Annotated in this window: 12 protein-coding genes; 3 read left to right on the top strand and 9 right to left on the bottom strand. The window is 67.6% G+C overall.

From position 1 onward, the window contains the following. Nucleotides 1-8: 8 nt before the first annotated feature. Nucleotides 9-623 (bottom strand): translesion DNA synthesis-associated protein ImuA, encoded by a 615-nt coding sequence (gene imuA / locus N5J29_RS10950; RefSeq protein ID WP_164151867.1) that lies wholly within the window; start codon nt 621-623, stop codon nt 9-11. Nucleotides 624-833: 210 nt separating this feature from the next. Continuing rightward, nucleotides 834-1268 (bottom strand): glyoxalase/bleomycin resistance/dioxygenase family protein, encoded by a 435-nt coding sequence (locus N5J29_RS10945; protein WP_053517644.1) that lies wholly within the window; start codon nt 1266-1268, stop codon nt 834-836. A 334-nt stretch (nt 1269-1602) separates the two neighbouring features. On the opposite strand from N5J29_RS10945, the gene N5J29_RS10940 reads away from it, so the two are divergent. Then, nucleotides 1603-4398: a glycoside hydrolase family 3 C-terminal domain-containing protein gene (locus N5J29_RS10940; protein WP_111185970.1), complete on the top strand. Its 2796-nt coding sequence runs from the start codon at nt 1603-1605 to the stop codon at nt 4396-4398. 142 nt (nt 4399-4540) lie between these two features. Here N5J29_RS10940 and N5J29_RS10935 read toward each other — a convergent pair whose 3' ends face one another. The 4 genes from N5J29_RS10935 to N5J29_RS10920 form a co-directional block, all read right to left on the bottom strand. After that, nucleotides 4541-5125 carry a GNAT family protein gene (locus tag N5J29_RS10935; RefSeq protein WP_164150934.1) on the bottom strand — a complete coding sequence of 195 codons (585 nt, stop codon included), beginning with the start codon at nt 5123-5125 and terminating at the stop codon, nt 4541-4543. Further along, complete coding sequence (locus N5J29_RS10930; protein WP_111186761.1) at nt 5118-8243, bottom strand: efflux RND transporter permease subunit; 3126 nt, start codon at nt 8241-8243, stop codon at nt 5118-5120. Before N5J29_RS10930 ends, N5J29_RS10935 begins: the two co-directional genes overlap by 8 nt. After that, nucleotides 8240-9346, bottom strand: a complete 1107-nt coding sequence (locus tag N5J29_RS10925; protein ID WP_164150932.1) for an efflux RND transporter periplasmic adaptor subunit — start codon at nt 9344-9346, stop codon at nt 8240-8242. Before N5J29_RS10925 ends, N5J29_RS10930 begins: the two co-directional genes overlap by 4 nt. A gap of 351 nt (nt 9347-9697) precedes the next feature. Then, the gene (locus N5J29_RS10920; protein ID WP_053517088.1) at nt 9698-10681 is read right to left on the bottom strand and encodes a LysR family transcriptional regulator; all 984 of its coding nucleotides are present in this window, start codon (nt 10679-10681) and stop codon (nt 9698-9700) included. 206 nt (nt 10682-10887) lie between these two features. Between N5J29_RS10920 and cysK the strand changes: the two genes are divergently transcribed. Beyond that, nucleotides 10888-11847 (top strand): cysteine synthase A, encoded by a 960-nt coding sequence (cysK, locus tag N5J29_RS10915; protein WP_065175759.1) that lies wholly within the window; start codon nt 10888-10890, stop codon nt 11845-11847. A 273-nt stretch (nt 11848-12120) separates the two neighbouring features. Then, nucleotides 12121-12720, top strand: a complete 600-nt coding sequence (locus N5J29_RS10910; protein ID WP_053517092.1) for an O-acetyl-ADP-ribose deacetylase — start codon at nt 12121-12123, stop codon at nt 12718-12720. Between the two features lie 74 nt (nt 12721-12794). On the opposite strand, the gene N5J29_RS10905 is transcribed toward N5J29_RS10910, so the two are convergent. From N5J29_RS10905 to pyk, 3 genes are all read right to left on the bottom strand, one after another. Then, complete coding sequence (locus N5J29_RS10905; RefSeq protein WP_065175758.1) at nt 12795-13934, bottom strand: ABC transporter substrate-binding protein; 1140 nt, start codon at nt 13932-13934, stop codon at nt 12795-12797. A 130-nt stretch (nt 13935-14064) separates the two neighbouring features. Beyond that, nucleotides 14065-15069, bottom strand: coding sequence for a class I fructose-bisphosphate aldolase (locus N5J29_RS10900; RefSeq protein WP_053518502.1), 1005 nt, complete (start codon nt 15067-15069; stop codon nt 14065-14067). Nucleotides 15070-15235: 166 nt separating this feature from the next. Next, the gene (pyk, locus tag N5J29_RS10895; protein ID WP_164150929.1) at nt 15236-16702 is read right to left on the bottom strand and encodes a pyruvate kinase; all 1467 of its coding nucleotides are present in this window, start codon (nt 16700-16702) and stop codon (nt 15236-15238) included. Nucleotides 16703-16768: the final 66 nt, after the last annotated feature.

Below are 16768 nucleotides of genomic sequence, written 5' to 3'. Positions count from 1 at the left end.
CGGCCGCCTCAGTGGGCGATGGCCAGTGGCAGCGGCTGTGCCGGCGGCAATCCGCCACGGCACTTCAGGACCCGGACCTGGCCGTGGTCGAGCTGCAGGCGCAGGCTGGCCGGGGACGGGTTGCGGGCTGCACGCGCCTCGCGGAACACGAAGCCCAGGCACTGGCCACTGTCGGCGGCTACCTGCAGGCGGCGCAGGGCGCGGTCGTCGGCCTGCTGTGGCCAGCACAGCACTGCCGCGCAGGCCGCCGAGCGCAGGCATTGTTCGGTGGCCCACAGCGCCTGCTTCGGCCCGGCCTGGATGATCTGCAGCTGCGCCAGATCCAGCCCGGCCGCGGCCCAGGCCGGCGCATGCGGCCGGTAAGGCGGCGCGACCAGCACGATCGGCCGCTCGCGGCGGCTCAGCTTTGCCAATGCCGGCCAGACCAGCGCCAGTTCGCCTACACCCGGCGCGCCCTGCAGCACCTCGCACAGCCCGCTGGCCGGCCATCCCCCCCCGGGCAGGCGTGCATCCAGGGCGGGGTGGCCACTGGCCAGATGGTCGCTGGTTAGGCCGTGCCGCGCCGGACCGCGCCATAGCTGGCGACCGTCCAGGAGACGGTCGAGGGCAATGACCGCACCCATCAGCCCACCGTCCGGAAACGCGTGGGGGCTGGCTGAGAGCGACAATAGTTGTCGGAAACGGCTGGCATGGAGCGAGTATCGACAGGCCGGTATCAAGGGCTGAGACCGGACATGCTACTCGCCTCGTGAGTAGAATTACTAATGAATTCGAGCGCCGCGTTTCAGGTTGCTGAAGAGCGGGCGCGGTTCATCGATCAACGTGCCCCGCACTCACCGCCCCTGCGGATCCGGGCGGTGGTGCACGTACTCGACCACGGTGCCATCGGGATGTACCGCATTGAACGCCGCACCGGTCGGGACGATCTGCAGCGGGAAGATGATCTCGGCTCCGGCAGCGATCAGTTTGTCGTGATAGGGCCGGACATCGTCGACCAGCAGGGTGCCCGTGGTCGAGGTGAAGGGTGCCAGTGCGGTCTCGCTGCCTTCGATCAGCAGGAAGGCACCGACCATGGCCAGGCGCAGTCCTGCATCGGGAAACGGAAACCCGGCATCGGCGACCACACCCTGCAGCTGCTCGTAGAACGCCACACTGCGCTCCAGTTCGCCGGGAGCGACGAATACGCGGATCAGCACGCGCGGGCTGCGTTGGCTGGAGGTGTCACAGCGGTCGCGCCAGAGATGGTCGAAGTCGCGATGTACGTTCATGGGCGTGATCCGTGGCCAGGGGCTTCCATTATCGGCAGCGCCGCGCACCCTACTGATGACCGCCGGTGATGGACTGATAACCGGCGTGCAGGGGCTGGCCTGTGCCTTAGGTCCTGTTGACAGGCATGAACGCCCTCGCACAATCTTCACAGGTTGGGCCACGTGCGTGGCCCGGGCAGGCAGGTTGTCACGCCGGGAGGAGGGTCCCGCGCGCAGACCGGTCCGCCCTCCGGCCTGAGGTGTTGCCCGGCAACGCCTGTACGGCATGAACGCTGCACCCTTCGGCGGCATTTTCCCTGGACCGATTGCCTTGGCAACGGAATTACGCCCGTCGATGAAAACGTTTACAAAGCCGCTTGCCCTGTCCCTCGCCGTGTCCGCCGCCGTCATCGCGCCGGCGTGGGCCGATCCCGCCGCGTTCACCGTGTTGACCCTGGAGCAGGCGCCGCCGGCCGAAGCGATGCCGGCCCTGGCCACCCAGCTTGGATCCCTGCAGGTGGATGCCGTGAGTGTGCGGCAGGTGCAGCGCAGCATCGACCAGGTCGATCCGCTGCAGCTGCTGGCTGATGGCCTGGGCTACGAATACCGCTTCATCGCCGCCGGGAAGGACGATGGCCGGACCCAGCGCGGTCAGGCCGTGCTGACCCGGCTGCCGATCGCGGCGGAATCCGGCCCGGACCAGCCGGGGCTGAACTACCTGCGCCTGGATGACGGTCGCCACACCGTTGCGGTCTACACCGATGCCGGCGCGGGTGCCCTGCAGTTGCCGGCCCTGGTGTCGCGTTCGCGGCTGGGTGCGCCGGCGGTGCTGCTCGGCGCTGTTGCTGGCGATTCCGCCAAGGCTGCCGGTTTCGATCCGGCGCGGGTGGCCCCGGAAGCCGATGCCAGCTACTTCAGCGATGGCTTCCAGGCCGCCAGCAGTGCGCCGTTCAAGGTTGAGGGCAGCGCCCTGCGCGCGACCCTGCTGACCCTGGCCTATGCCGCCGACAAGGGGGGCGATGCGCCGTGGATGGACACCACCCTCAACGCCGACGCCCGCGCTGCGCTGCTGCTGAAGGCGATGACCGAGGATGAGAAATTCCAGATGCTGCACAGCTACTTCGGGCTGGGCAAGGACGGCGGCCCGCTGCCGGACGGCGCGGTCGGTTCGGCCGGTTTCGTGCCGGGCGTGCCACGCCTGGGCATTCCCTCGCAGCAGTCGGCCGACGCCGGCGTCGGTGTGACCAACCCCGGCGGAATCCGGCCCGGCGACTTCGCCACCGCCATGCCCTCCGGCCCGTCCACCGCATCGAGCTGGAACCGCGAAGTGGCTTTCGCAGGCGGCGCGACGATGGGCCGCGAGGCCTGGCAGCAGCGTTTCAACATCCTGCTTTCCGGCAGCGTCAACCTGCAGCGCGATCCGCGCAACGGCCGCAACTTCGAGTACGCCGGCGAAGATCCGCTGCTGGCAGGCTCGATGGTCGGCGCGTTGATCCAGGGCGTGCAGAGCCAGCACGTGATCTCCTCGATGAAGCACTTCGCGCTGAACGACATGGAGACCCGCCGCAACTTCCATGACGTACGCATCGGCGAACAGGCCATGCACGAGTCCGACCTGCTGGCCTTCGAGATCGCGCTGGAGACCGGCCGCCCGGGCGTGGCGATGTGCTCATACAACAAGATCAACGGCACCTACGGCTGCGAGAACGGCTACCTGATGAACCAGGTGCTGAAGCAGGAATGGAAGTTCCCTGGTTTCGTGATGTCCGACTGGGGTGGCGTGCACAGTGGCTCAAAGGCGGCGCTGGCCGGCCTGGACCAGCAGTCGGCCGGTGAAGTGTTCGACGCGGCGGTGTTCTTCGACGAGCCGCTGCGCCTGGCCGTGCACGGCGGCGTGGTGCCGCAGGCGCGCCTGAACGACATGGTGGCGCGCATCCTGCGCACGATGTTCCTGCACGGCAACTTCGACAACCCGCCACAGCACCAGAAGGTTGATGCCGAGGCCGGTTTTGCCGTGGCACAGCGCACGGTGGAAGAGGGCAGCGTACTGCTGCGCAATGAAGGCAACCTGTTGCCGCTGGCCGACAGCGTGAAGCGCATCGTCATCATCGGCGGCCATGCCGACAAGGGCGTGATCGGTGGTGGCGGTTCGTCGATGGTGGGCGTGACCGCCAAGGGCACCAACGCGGTGCCGGGCGTGATGCCGACCACCTGGCCGGGCCCGGTGATGTTCCATCCGTCCTCGCCGCTGGAGGCGCTGCGTGCAGCGCGCCCGGACGCCACCATCGCGTATGTGGACGGCAACAATGCCGCGGCTGCAGCCAAGGCCGCCGCACAGGCGGATGTCGCCATCGTATTCGCCACGCAGTGGGCCGCCGAATCGGTGGATCTGCCGGACATGCAGCTGCCGGACAATCAGGATGCGCTGATTTCGGCGGTGGCCAAGGCCAACCCGAAGACCGTGCTGGTGCTGGAAACCAACGGCCCGGTGCGCACGCCGTGGCTGGCGCAGGTGCCGGCGATGCTGCAGGCTTGGTATCCCGGCATCCGCGGTGGCGAGGGCATCGCCGCACTGCTGACCGGCCAGGCCAATCCGTCCGGCCGCCTGCCGGTGACCTGGGTGACGGACGAGTCGCAGCTGCCGCGCCCGCATATCGATGGCCTGGGCTTCAAGCCGGCCAAACCGTTCGGTGATGTGTTCGATTTCGATATCGAAGGCGCCAACGTCGGCTACAAGTGGATGGCCGCCAAGGGCCTGACTCCGACCTTCGCCTTCGGCCATGGCCTGTCCTACACCTCCTTTGCCTACGACAACCTGAAGGTGAGCGTGGAAGGTTCGCGCCTGGTCGCCAGCGTGGACATCCGCAACACCGGCAAGCGCGCCGGTGCCGACGTGGCCCAGCTGTACCTGAAGCTGCCGGCGGGCAGCAGCACGCCGATCCGGCTGATCGGCTACGACAAGGTGCAGTTGCAGCCGGGTGAGCAGCGCCGCATCCGTATCGAAGCCGAGCCGAAGACCCTGGCCCACTACGATGCGCAGGCCCGCCAGTGGAAGATTGAAGGTGGCACCTACCAGGTGCAGCTGTCGCGCAATGCCGCCGAACCGCTGCAGAGCGCGGACGTGCAGCTGGTGGAGCAGGTGCTGCGCTGACACCGCGTGGTACTCACGCTTGCAGACACGGCCCCGCAAGGGGCCGTGTCTGTTTGCGGCCTGCCGCTGCGCTCGCCGGGCATGGCCTGGCGCTACCGCTCGTGCGGGTCATGGGGTAGCGCCGGGCCATGCCCGGCGCCGTTCAGGGCAGCTCGGTGCGCACCCGCGCGAACCGGCGCAGGTCATGCAGGGTGCCGCGCTTGTAGATGGCGCAGCGCTCCACACCCTCTTCGTGGAAACCGTTCTTTTCCAGCACCCGGGCCGACCCCAGATTGAAGTCCACCACGGTGGCCTGAAGCCTGAACAGGCGCAGTTCGTCCATCACCCACGGCGCGAAGACGCCCACCACGCGGGTCATGATGCCCCGCCCCCAGTACGCCCGGCCAAGCCAGTAGCCCAGCTCGGCGGTATGCCCACGCTCGGCCACGCCCGGCTGGGCACCGATGCTGCCGCAGGCCTGGCCGTCGATCTCGATGGCCAGTGCCAGGGTGCCCGGGGTCAACACGCGACCGGCAAGGAACGCCTCACCGTCCTCACGTGTGTAGGGATAGGGGAAGCGGTCGCGCAGGCCGCGTGACACCTCGGCATCGTTGGCATGACGCAGCAGCGATTCGAGGTCGCCGCCGCGCCATGGACGCAGCTGGAAACCGTCGCCGCGCAGCACTGGGGTCGGGGCCCTTTCCTGCGGGGAAAGGGATCCGACCCCGTCGGCGCGACGGTCAGGCATGCCCGCCCACCGAGGGCGACGCTGCTTCCTGCTTTTCCAGCTCGCGCTTCACTGCTTCCGGCGAGCGCGTGTACGGGGCCAGACGTGCGTAGAACGCCGGCACCACGAACAGCGACAGGAAGGTGGACAGGGTGACGCCGAAGATGATCACGATACCGATCGTGCCACGGCTCGCCGAACCCGGTCCACCGGCCACCACCAGCGGAATCGCGCCGACCACGGTGGCGATGGACGTCATCAGGATCGGACGCAGGCGCACCATCGATGATTCGATGATGGCCTCGCGCACGCTGCGGCCGTCGTCACGCAGCTGGTTGGCGAACTCGACGATCAGGATGCCGTTCTTCGCCGCCAGGCCGACCAGCATCACGATGCCGATCTGGCTGAACAGGTTCACTGTGCCCCCGCTCAACCACAGGCCGACCAGCGCGCCGAGCACGCCCAGCGGTACCGTCAGCATGATCGTCAGCGGATGGATGAAGCTCTCGAACTGTGCGGCCAGCACCAGGTACACCACCAGCAGGGCCATGGCGAAGGTCAGCAGGACCGCACCGCCCGCGCTCTGGTACTCGCGCGACTCGCCCTTCCAGTTCACCTGCGCGTACTGCGGCAGCTCCTCGCGCGCGACGTTCTGTGCCCAGGCAATGGCCTCGCCCAACGGGTAGCCCGGCGCAAGGCCTGCGCTGATGGTGATCGAGCGCAGGCGGTTGAAGCGGTTCAAGGTGCCTGCCTCGGCAACCTCGCTCAGGGTGACCAGGTTCGACAAGGGCACCAGCTCACCGGAGGTGGCACGCACGCGGATCGCGGCCAGATCGGCCGGCGTGGCGCGTCCGTCGCGGCCCGCCTGGACCAGCACGTCGTACTCTTCGCCGTTGTCGACGAAGGTAGTGACACGACGCGAGCCCATCATCGTTTCCAGCGCCGAGCCGATTGCGGTGACGGGCACGCCCAGGTCGGCCGCGCGCTGGCGGTCGATGTTCACCCGCATCTGCGGGCGGGTTTCCTTGTAGTCCGAGTCGGGGCCGACCAGGCCGGGATTGTCGGCCATGCGCAGCAGGATGCGGTCGCGCCACTGCGCGATCTCGGCGTACTCCGGGCCTCCCAGCACGATCTGGAAGGGCTGGCCGCCGCTGCGGACCAGGCCACCGCCGACCTGCGTGCGCACGCGCACGCCCTGGATGGTGTCCAGCTCCTTCTGCAGCTCATTGGCGACCTCCGGGGTGCCTTCGCTGCGCTGGCGCCACGGCTGCAGGAAGATGCTCACCCGGCCGGTGTGCATTTCCTCGCTTGCGCCCCAGCCACCGGGCACGCGCGGGTTGGCGCGCACGATCGGCTTGTCCGCTCCGACGTGGGGCGCCAGCATCGCTTCGACCTGCTGCACCTGCTGCACGGTGTAGTCGTAGCCTGCGCCTTCCGGGCCGTCGATCATGATCTGGAACGAACCGCGGTCCTCAGCTGGCGCCAGCTCCGAGGGCAGCACCTTGATCAGCAGCCAGCTGGCAGCCAATGCCGCCGCCATCACCAGCAGGTAGATCCAGGTACGGTCGACGTGGCGCTGCAGGATGCGGCCGTAGGCGCCGGCCAGCCGCTCCAGGTTGCGGTTGACGAAGCCATGCAGGCCCCGCGGCGCCTGCCCGGTATGCGGCTTGAGCAGTTTGGAGGCCATCATCGGTGTCAGCGTCAACGCCACGAACGCGGACAGCGCCACGGCCGCGGCCAGCGCCACCGCCAGCTCGCGGAACAAGCGCCCGGTGTTGCCCTCGAGGAACCCGACCGGCAGGAACACCGCCACCAGCACCGCAGTGGTCGCGATCACCGCGAAGGCCACCTGCGTGGTACCCCGCTTGGACGCCACCAGCGGCGGCTCACCCAGATCGATCCGGCGCTGCACGTTCTCCACCACCACGATCGCATCGTCGACCACCAGGCCGATGCACAGCACCAGCGCCAGCAATGTCAGCAGGTTGATCGAGAAATCGAACGCGTACAGCGCGATGAATGCGGCCACCAGGCACACCGGTACCGTCACGGCCGGAATCAGCGCTGCGCGGAAGCTGCCGAGGAACAGCCAGATCACCGCCAGCACCAGGATCATCGCCTCCACCAATGTGGCATAGACGCGATCGACGGCCGCTTCGATGAAGGTGGTGTTGTCGAAGGCAACGAAGATCTGCGTGCCCTTGGGCAGCGTCAACGCGACCCGCTCGGCTTCGGCGCGCGCGGTGCGCGCGACGTCCAGCGAGTTCGCGGTGGAGGTCTTGACGATGCCCAGGCCGATGCCCGGCTCGCCATTGCTGCGGTAATAGGCGCGGCGCTCGGCCGACGCCAGCTCGATCTTCGCCACGTCGCCCATGCGCACGACGTAACCGTCGCTGCCCTTGCCCAGCGGGATGGTCGCGAAGTCTTCGGGCTTGATGTAATTGCGTTCCACGCGCAGGGTGAAATCGCGGTCGGTGGATTCGATGCGCCCGGCGGGCAGTTCCACGTTCTCGTTGCGCAGCGCGGTTTCCACATCACCGGTGGTCAGTCCACGCGCGGCCAGCTGATCGCGGTCCAGCCAGATGCGCATCGCATAGCGCTGGCGACCACCGATACGGACCTGGGCGACGCCATCGAGGCTGGAAAAGCGGTCGACCACATAGCGGTCGGCGTAGTCGCTCAGCTCCAGCGTATCCATGGTCGAGGAGACCATGTTGAACCAGATGATCGGATCGGCATCGCTCTCGACCTTGGCGATCTCCGGCGGGCGCGCCTCTTCCGGCATGCGGTCGGCAACCCGGCTGACGGCATCGCGCACGTCATTGGCCGCGGCCTCGATATCGCGGTTGGAGGTGAACTCGATGCTGACCTGCGAGCGGCCGTTGGTGCTGCGCGCGTTGATTGTATCGATGCCTTCGATGCCGGCGAGCGCATCTTCCAGCACCTGGGTGATCCGGCTTTCGATGACCGCTGCCGAGGCACCGGTGTAGTCGACCGAGACCGACACGATGGGCGGGTCGATGGCCGGCAGTTCGCGCAGCGTGAGGCGGGTGAAGGACATGATGCCCAGCACCACCAGCAGCAGGCTCATCACCACGGCGAACACCGGCCGCTGGATGGAAACGTCGGACAGCTTCATCCGCCCTGTTCCTCGGTCGCGACCGGCGCAGGCGCATCGGCAGGCTTGGCACCGCTGGCCGGCGCCGCATCACGGGCGGCCACCTTCAGACCCGGGCGCAGCTTGCCGGTGCCGTCGACCACGATGCGCTGACCGGCGGCCAGCCCCTGCTTGATCTCGACCACGCCGGCACGGCGCGCGCCGGTGACCACGTCCACGCGCTCGACGCTGTCGTCGGCGCCGATGCGGTACACGAAACTGTCACGGCCCACCTGCACCACCGCGATCTCCGGGATCACCAGCGCCGGGCGCTCGGGGCGGAACAGGCGCACATCGAGCAGCATGCCCGGGCGCAGCGCATGGTCGGCGTTGGCGAAGTCGGCCCGCACGGTCACCGCGCGGGTGGCCGGGTCGATACGTGCATCGATGGTGGTGACCTCTCCTTCGAACGTGCGCCCCGGCCACGCGACGCTGGTCGCGCTGACCTTGTCGCCCGCCGAAAGCGCGGCCAGTTCCACTTCGGGCACCTGGAAATCGACGTGCATGCGCTCGATGTCGTCCAGGGTGGCAATCACCGTGGTCGGCGTCAGCAGCGTGCCAGGGCTGACCTGGCGGATACCCAGCACGCCTGCGAACGGCGCGCGCACACGACGGTCGCCGATGTCGGCCTGCATCTGCGCGACACGGGCCTCGGCGGCATCGCGGATCGACTTCTGCGTATCCAGCGTGGCGCTGGACACCAGCCGCTGCGTGGCCAGTTCGCGCTGCCGGCGGTACAGCTGGTCGGCCTCGTGGAAGGTGGCCTGCGCCTGCACCAGCGCCGCTTCCTGGGCCTGGCCACGCAGAGTCACGATCGGCGCACCCGCAGCGATCTGCTGGCCGCTTTCGAAGTGCACCTTCTCCACGATCTCACTGACCTTGGCGGTGACGCTGATCGACTCCCGCGCCTTGGCCGTACCCAGCGCCTGCAGGGTGTCGTTCCATTGCGTGGGCTGCACGACCTGCGCGGTGACCGGCACCGCTTCCCCCTGCCGTCGCGCGGCGGCCTCCTGTTTGCCTGCGCACCCGGCCAGGACGGCCAGGCTGAGGCCAAGGGCCAGGGTCGAAGCGATACGAGCCAACATGAACGGTCCTGATTGATCCACGGCCGCCGAGTGTAGGCATCCCCCCGCGAAGGCGGTATATGCCAAGCGTTTACCGGCGTGGAACCGGCGTCGCGATAGCGGCCTGAACCCGTTCCATGCAAGGGTCTGTGCGGCGGTGTCGGCGTATGTCGGGATGTATCCGGGCGACCGCTGGGCGTGCGGCTGCCGTAGAGTCGGACAGGTCCGGCGGAGGGCGTCGGACCGGGTCGGATCCTGGCGGGGATCCGATCCGGTTGTTCCTCTCCGCGGCCGATCCATCGGGGCCTGGCCGCGTTGTTGCTGTTGCGACAGTTCTTCGCAGGTGCAGGGCGCAGCCCTGCCCGAGCATCCTCACACCGTGATGGTCTGGGTCAGCGATTCCCAGGTCGGCGGCAGCGGCCACGCGGCCACCTGGTTGCCGTCCAGTACCCGGCGCAGGTCGCGCGGATCGATCTGCGGCGCCAACACATGCACCAGCTCCAGCGCATAATCACGCAGCACGCGGTCACGCGGCAGCACCGCCCAGGCGATGCACTCGGCGATCGGAGCGGGTGCCGGCCATGCCTTGAGGTCTTCGTCGAGGGAACTGACCGCCATTTCGGCCAGCAGGCCCACACCCAGGCCGGTACGGACATAGGTCTTGATCAGATCGGCGTCCAGCGCAGTCAGCGCCAGATCCGGAACCAGCCCGTTGGCAGCAAAGGCACGCTGCAGCGACGAGTTCGGGCGCGTGGACGATTCATAGCTGATCAGCGGCTGGCGGGCGAGCGCCGCCAGGTCCGGTGCGCGGCCCGCGCGATCCAGCGGATGGCCCTTGGGCACCACCACCAGCCGCCGCCAGCGGAACAACGGTACGGCGATGCCATCGCCAGGCTCCCCACCAGCCGTACTGATGATGGCGATGTCCGCATCACCCTGGTTCAACCGATCCAGCGCATCGGCTTCGGCGGCCTGCTGCAGGTGCACGCTGACCTGCGGATACGCCTGCTTGATCGCCGCCACCGCCGGCGGCAGCACGAAACGCGCCTGGGTATGGGTGGTGGTCAGGATCAGCTGGCCCTGGCTTTCGCGGCGCTGGTTGGCCGCGTAGGTGCGAATGTTGTTGGCCTCGGCCAGCACGGCGCGCGCGCGGGAGATCACCTCGGTACCGGCCGGGGTAACGGACTCCAGGCTGCGACCCTTGCGTACGAACAACAGGAAGCCCAGCTCGTCCTCGAGCTGCTTGAGCTGCTTGGACAGGCCGGGTTGGGTGGCGTGCACGCGCGAGGCAGCCAGCGTGATGTTCAGCTCGGCGTCGGCGATGGCGACCAGATAGCGCAGCTGGGTCAGCGTCATGGGCGGGCAGGCAGCAGGGGCGGAGGTCCACTCTAGGGTCAATTACCGTCACCAGCTTATAACCAAAGGTTGTTTAAGAAAGGCATCTGGTCATTTCCGGGCGTCATATGCCGGCGCTACGGTCAGCCGGCAGCCGCTGGCGTGAACAGCCAGCCCTCCCTCTTCCGCCCGCCGTCCTGGCGCGGCCCCGCCTCCGGAGCGCTTCCATGGCCCTGTACGACTCCATTCTCGACACCGTCGGCAACACCCCCATCGTCAAGCTGCAGCGCCTGGCGCCGCCGCAGGTCAGCCTCTACGCCAAGGTCGAGTCGTTCAATCCCGGCGGTTCGGTCAAGGACCGCCTGGCGCTGGCGATCATCCTCGACGCCGAGGCCCGTGGCCTGCTCAAGCCGGGTGACACCATCGTCGAAGCCACCTCGGGCAACACCGGCGTGGCGCTGGCGATGGTGGCCGCCGCCCGTGGCTACAAGTTCGTGGCGACCATGGTCGAGACGTTCTCGGTGGAACGTCGCAAGCTGATGCGTGCCTACGGCGCCAAGGTGATCCTGACCCCGGCGGCGGAACGTGGCAGCGGCATGGTGCGCAAGGCGCGCGAACTGGCCGAACAGCATGGCTGGTTCCTCGCCAGCCAGTTCGCCAATCCGGCCAACCCGGCCTACCACCGCAACACGACGGCGGCGGAGATCCTGCGCGACTTCGCCGGCAGGCGCCTGGACTATTTCGTCAGCGGCTGGGGAACCGGCGGAACCCTCACCGGTGTCGGCGAGGTGCTGAAGGTCGCACGGCCGCAGACCCGCATCATTGCCACCGAGCCAGCCGGCGCCGCGCTGCTCAAGGGCGATGACTGGAAGCCGCACAAGATCCAGGGCTGGACGCCGGACTTCGTGCCGGACGTGCTCAACCGCGACGTGGTGGACGAGCTGCTGAGCGTGGACGACGAACGCGCCATCGCCACCGCGCGCCGGCTGGCCGCCGAGGAAGGGATCTTCGTCGGCATCTCCGCCGGCGCCACGGTCGCCAGCGCGCTGGATGTGGCCAGCCGCGCCGAGCCGGGTTCGGTGATCCTGGCGATGCTTCCGGATACCGGCGAGCGCTACTTCTCCACGCCCCTGTTCGCCGACGTGAACGAAGGTTCCGACGACGACTGGCTGGCCGGCCTGCCGTGATGCACAGGGTCGGATCCCTTTCCCGTCCGGGAGAGGGCTCTGACCCTGCCGGCGCACCTCGGAAACATGGGGTCAGAGCCTTTTCCATACGGAAAAGGATCTGACCCCTCTCTGCTTCAGCCTGCGTGAAGGTGGCGACCGCCATCGTGCGTGAAGACCGTCGGATCGCAGCGCGTGAGACGGTCATGACGCAGCATCGATGGCCTGTCCCCTACGCTGGGTACAGCCGCCGCAGGTACTGCGCGGAACATCCGACAGGCAGGAGACGGACGCATGAAGATCGAAGTGTGGCAGGGCGACATCACGACCCTGGCGGTGGATGCGATCGTCAACGCGGCCAATGAATCGCTGCTGGGCGGCGGCGGAGTGGACGGTGCGATCCACCGTGCCGCCGGCCCCGGCCTGCTGGCCGAATGCCGGCAACTGCCGGAACTGCGCCCAGGCGTGCGCTGCCCGACCGGTGAAGTGCGCGCCACCGGCGCCCATGCATTGCCGGCGCGGCACGTGCTGCACACGGTGGGCCCGGTCTGGCACGACGGCCTGCGCGATGAACCCGCGCTGCTGGCCAACTGCTACTGGAAATCGCTGCAGCTGGCCGAATCGCTCGGGGTGCAGTCGATCGCGTTCCCGGCCATCAGTTGTGGCGTGTACGGCTATCCGCTTTACCAGGCCGCGCAGATCGCCGTGACGGAAACCCTGGCGTGGCAACGCAGCCATGCACAGCCGATGCGGATCGTGCTGGTTGCTTTCAACACCGCCACGGCCAAGGCGTATCAGCAGGCCCTGGCCAGTGCCGGGCAGAACGCGGACAACGAAGTGCGCGGCACGCTGCTGCCGCCACTGGGTGATACCGGCTTCGCTGCCGCGCATTGAACACGGGGCGGCGGCACTGAAGAAAAGGCCGGGCAATGCCCGGCCTTTTCATTGCGGCAGTGCCCCTGGACGCGTCAGCGGCTGGCCGCGTCGACCGCGGCGTCATCCGGCACGGCCGCCGCATCCGCCGCTGCGCGGGCCGCCGACGCCGCGGCGCCGGCAGCGCTGGCGCCATCGATCTGCACGCGCACCTCGACCAGGCCCTGCTCGTCGCTGAGGCTGGAAACATCGACGGTGTAATGACCGGCCGGCAACGATTCCTGCAGACGCGCGTTGGTGCCATTGCCGCCGTCGTCGTCGACCAGCTCGACATCACCGCCGACCACACGCAGCACGGTGTCCACCTGACCGGAGATCGCATCCAGGCGAACATCGCCCGGACGCTCCAGTGTCAGCAGGAAGCGACGGCGACCTTCGCTGTCGAGCATGGTGAACACGCTGCCCGACTGCGGCAGTTGGGTACCGTCGCGCTCGACGATGTTGCCCGGCAGCTCGGTGCGGGCGACGGTCAGCTTGAAGGTGCCGGACGCGTCGTCGTCCAGCCCGCGCACGCCCAGCGTGTACTTGCCGGGCTGCAACGGCAGCGACAGGCGCGAATTGGTGCTGTCACCGCCATCGTCGTTTTCCGCGTCGATCTCGCCGCCCTTCAGCTTCAGCACGGTATCGAACGCATCGGACGACAGGTTGACCTCATAGAGGCCGGCCTTGTCCACCTGCAGGGTGTAGTCCTGCGATCCGGAAACCAGCATGTCCACGACTTCGCCGCTGCCTGCGATGGGCTTGCCGTCGTAGGGCACCAGCTTCTCCACCCGCAGGCGGTAAGGGCCGTAGGCGGTCGGGCTGTCGGCGTTGACCGCCACCTGGTAGGTGCCGGCACCGTTGGCGCGGAACGCCAGCGATACATCCCCGCTGCGCTCATAGCCGGTGCGGCTGCTGGCGACCAGGCTGCCATTGTTGAACACGGCAATCGAGCCACTGAGGGCACCGGTCAGCTTCATGCCCACCAGTTGCTTGTCCTCCAGCGTGATCTGGTACAGCTGGTGGTGGCTGCCGTCATTGAAATTGATGCCGCTGCGCGAGGTGATCTCGCCGGAAACGGGCTTGTCGAACTCGAGCGACGGGGCCTTGCCCACATCCGCATTGCTGCCGGAGCGGTTGCAACCGCCTGCGGCGAGGACCGTAGCAACGGCCAGCGTGATTGCTGCCAAACGCATGTTTTTTCTCCTTGGCCTTCCATGTGTGTCCCCCGGGCCGGCCGGGCCCGCGGGAGGCGGAAAAGATACCCGCAAAAGCAAACGCCGGCGTGAGGCCGGCGTTGCCCTGTTCATCCTGCGATGGAACCGATCAACCGTTCCACTTGCCCAGTGCAGCCAGGCCGTTTTCCTTGGCGCGCTCGAACACGGTCTTCTGCGCGGCGGCGTAGTTGCCCTTCATGTCCTTGGCCCACAGCTTCAGTGCCGCCTGCTGCATGGCACGGCCGTAGGAGAAGCTCAGCGGCCACGGCAGGTTGCCCAGCTGGTTCATCGCATTGAGGTGGGCGGTGGACTGTTCATCGCTCTGGCCGCCGGACAGGAACACCACGCCCGGCAGGATCGCCGGCACGGTGCTCTTCAGGCACATCACGGTGGACTCGGCCACTTCCTCGACGTCGGCCTGCTCTTCGCAGTCCTTGCCCGAGATGACCATCGAAGCCTTCAGGATGGTGCCTTCCAGCAGCACGTTCTGCTGGTACAGGGCGTCGAACAGCGAACGCAGGGTGGCTTCGGTGACTTCGTAGCAGGTCTCGATGTCGTGGTCGCCGTCCATGATCACTTCCGGCTCGACCATCGGCACCAGGCCGCATTCCTGGCACAGCGCGGCGTAGCGGGCCAGCGCATGGGCGTTGGATTCGATGCAGGTGCCCGACGGAATGCTCTCGCCGATGTTGATGACCGCGCGCCACTTGGCAAAGCGCGCACCCAGCTTGTAATACTCCTGCAGGCGCTCGCGCAGGCCGTCCAGGCCTTCGGTCACCAGCTCGCCCGGGCAGCCGGCCAGCGGATGCGCACCCTTGTCCACCTTGATGCCCGGAATCATGCCGTGGTCGGCCATGTACTTGGCGAACGGCACGCCGTCCTTGGTCGACTGGCGGATGGTTTCGTCGTACAGGATGGCGCCGGAAATGTGCTCGTTGAGCTTCGGCGTGGTCAGCAGCAGTTCGCGATAGGCGCGACGGTTCTCCTCGGTGTTCTCGATGCCCACGCCGGCGAAGCGCTTGGCGATGGTACCGGTGGATTCGTCGATCGCGATGATGCCCTTGCCCGGGGCAACCATGGCCTGGGCGGTTTCAGCCAGCTGTTCGATGCTCATGTACTTCCTGTGGCGGGTGCGGGAAAAACGTAAGTATAGCCCCGCAGCCCGTGGCCTCGACGTGGAGGCCAGACTGGAAACGATTCCAATGTCCGTTCAGGACAGGCGCTGTCCTGCGCCGTTCCGGTCAGAGCCCCGGTGGGGCTCCGACCCGGTTCCGCAGCGGTTACAGATCGCCCAGACCGCTGGCGCGACCGTCTTCGCCCACCTCGAGCAGGCGCAGGGTGTTGGTCGCACCGTGGGTTTCCATGTGCTCACCGCTGGTGAACACCACCCGATCGCCGGCCTGCAGCAGATCCGATTCGACCAGCAGGCGGATGCTGCCACGTGCGGCTTCGCGCGGGGTCAGGCCACGGCTGTCGAAATTGATCGGAAACACATCGCGCATCAGCGCCATCTGCCGGCGTGCGCCGTCATGGCGGGTCACCGCGAACACCGGTGCCTTGGCACGGAAGCGCGACAGGTAGCGCGCGGTACCGCCGGACTCGGTCATGGCCACGATGGCCCGCACGCCCACGTGCTGGGACAGGAACATGGTCGCCATCGCGATGGCCTGGTCGGCGCGCTCCAGGTTGCGCGGCGACGCATTGAAGTCGGTCTCGGTCTGGAACTGGCGCTCGGCGCCCAGGCAGATGCGCGCCATCGCCTCCACGGCCTTGACCGGATACGCACCGGCAGCGGTTTCGGCCGACAGCATCACCGCATCGGTGCCGTCGATCACCGAGTTGGCCACGTCCAGCACTTCCGCGCGGGTCGGGATCGGGCTTTCCACCATCGACTGCAGCATCTGGGTGGCAGTGATCACCACCTTGTTCTGCGCCAGCGAAGCCTTGATGATCTTCTTCTGCAGGCCCGGCAGTTCGGCATCGCCGATTTCCACGCCGAGGTCGCCGCGCGCCACCATCACCACGTCACTGGCCTCGACGATCTCCTCCAGGTTCTCGATCGCTTCGGTGCGCTCGATCTTGGACACCAGCGCGGCGTAGCAGCCGTGCGATTCGGCGATCGCGCGGGCATCGTTCATGTCCTGCGCATTTCGGCAGAAGGAAACGGCGATGAAGTCGACACCGATCTTGGCGACGATCCCGATCAGCTCCTTGTCGCGCTCGGTCAACGCGCCCAGCGACAGGCCACCGCCCTGCTTGTTCAAGCCCTTGCGATCAGACAGCACCCCGTCGTTGAGCACGGTGCTGATGATCCGCTCACCCTGCACCTCGACGACCTGCAGCTGCATCAGGCCGTCATCGAGGAGCAGGACATCACCGGGGCCGACGTCCTGCGGCAGGCCGAGGTAGCTCACACCCACCTGCGTGGCATCGCCGGCCGGTGCGTTGGGCGAGGCGACCAGATCGAAACGGTCGCCCGCCTTGAGATGGATCTTGCCTTCGGCAAAGCGCTCGATGCGGATCTTCGGGCCCGGCAGGTCGGCCAGGATGCCCACTTCCACGCCCACCCGCTGCGCGGCAGCGCGCACTTCGGCGGCACGCTTGGCCTGGCCGGACGGGTCACCGTGGCTGAAGTTCAGGCGCACCACGTTGACGCCGGCGCGGAACAGATCCTCCAGCACGCCCGGCGGATCGGTGGCCGGACCGAGGGTGGCTAGGATCTTGGTGCGACGCTGACGCTCGAACATGGTGAATGGGCCTCTCCCGTTAAAGCACGGAAATTAGCACATCCTTCACGCCCCATGTATGCGGTT

The organism is Stenotrophomonas sp. GD03680, from assembly GCF_029844625.1.
GTDB classification, from domain to species: domain Bacteria; phylum Pseudomonadota; class Gammaproteobacteria; order Xanthomonadales; family Xanthomonadaceae; genus Stenotrophomonas; species Stenotrophomonas maltophilia_P.
Note: the sequence above shows the minus strand (reverse complement) of the source record. Positions and strands in the feature narration are given on the sequence as shown.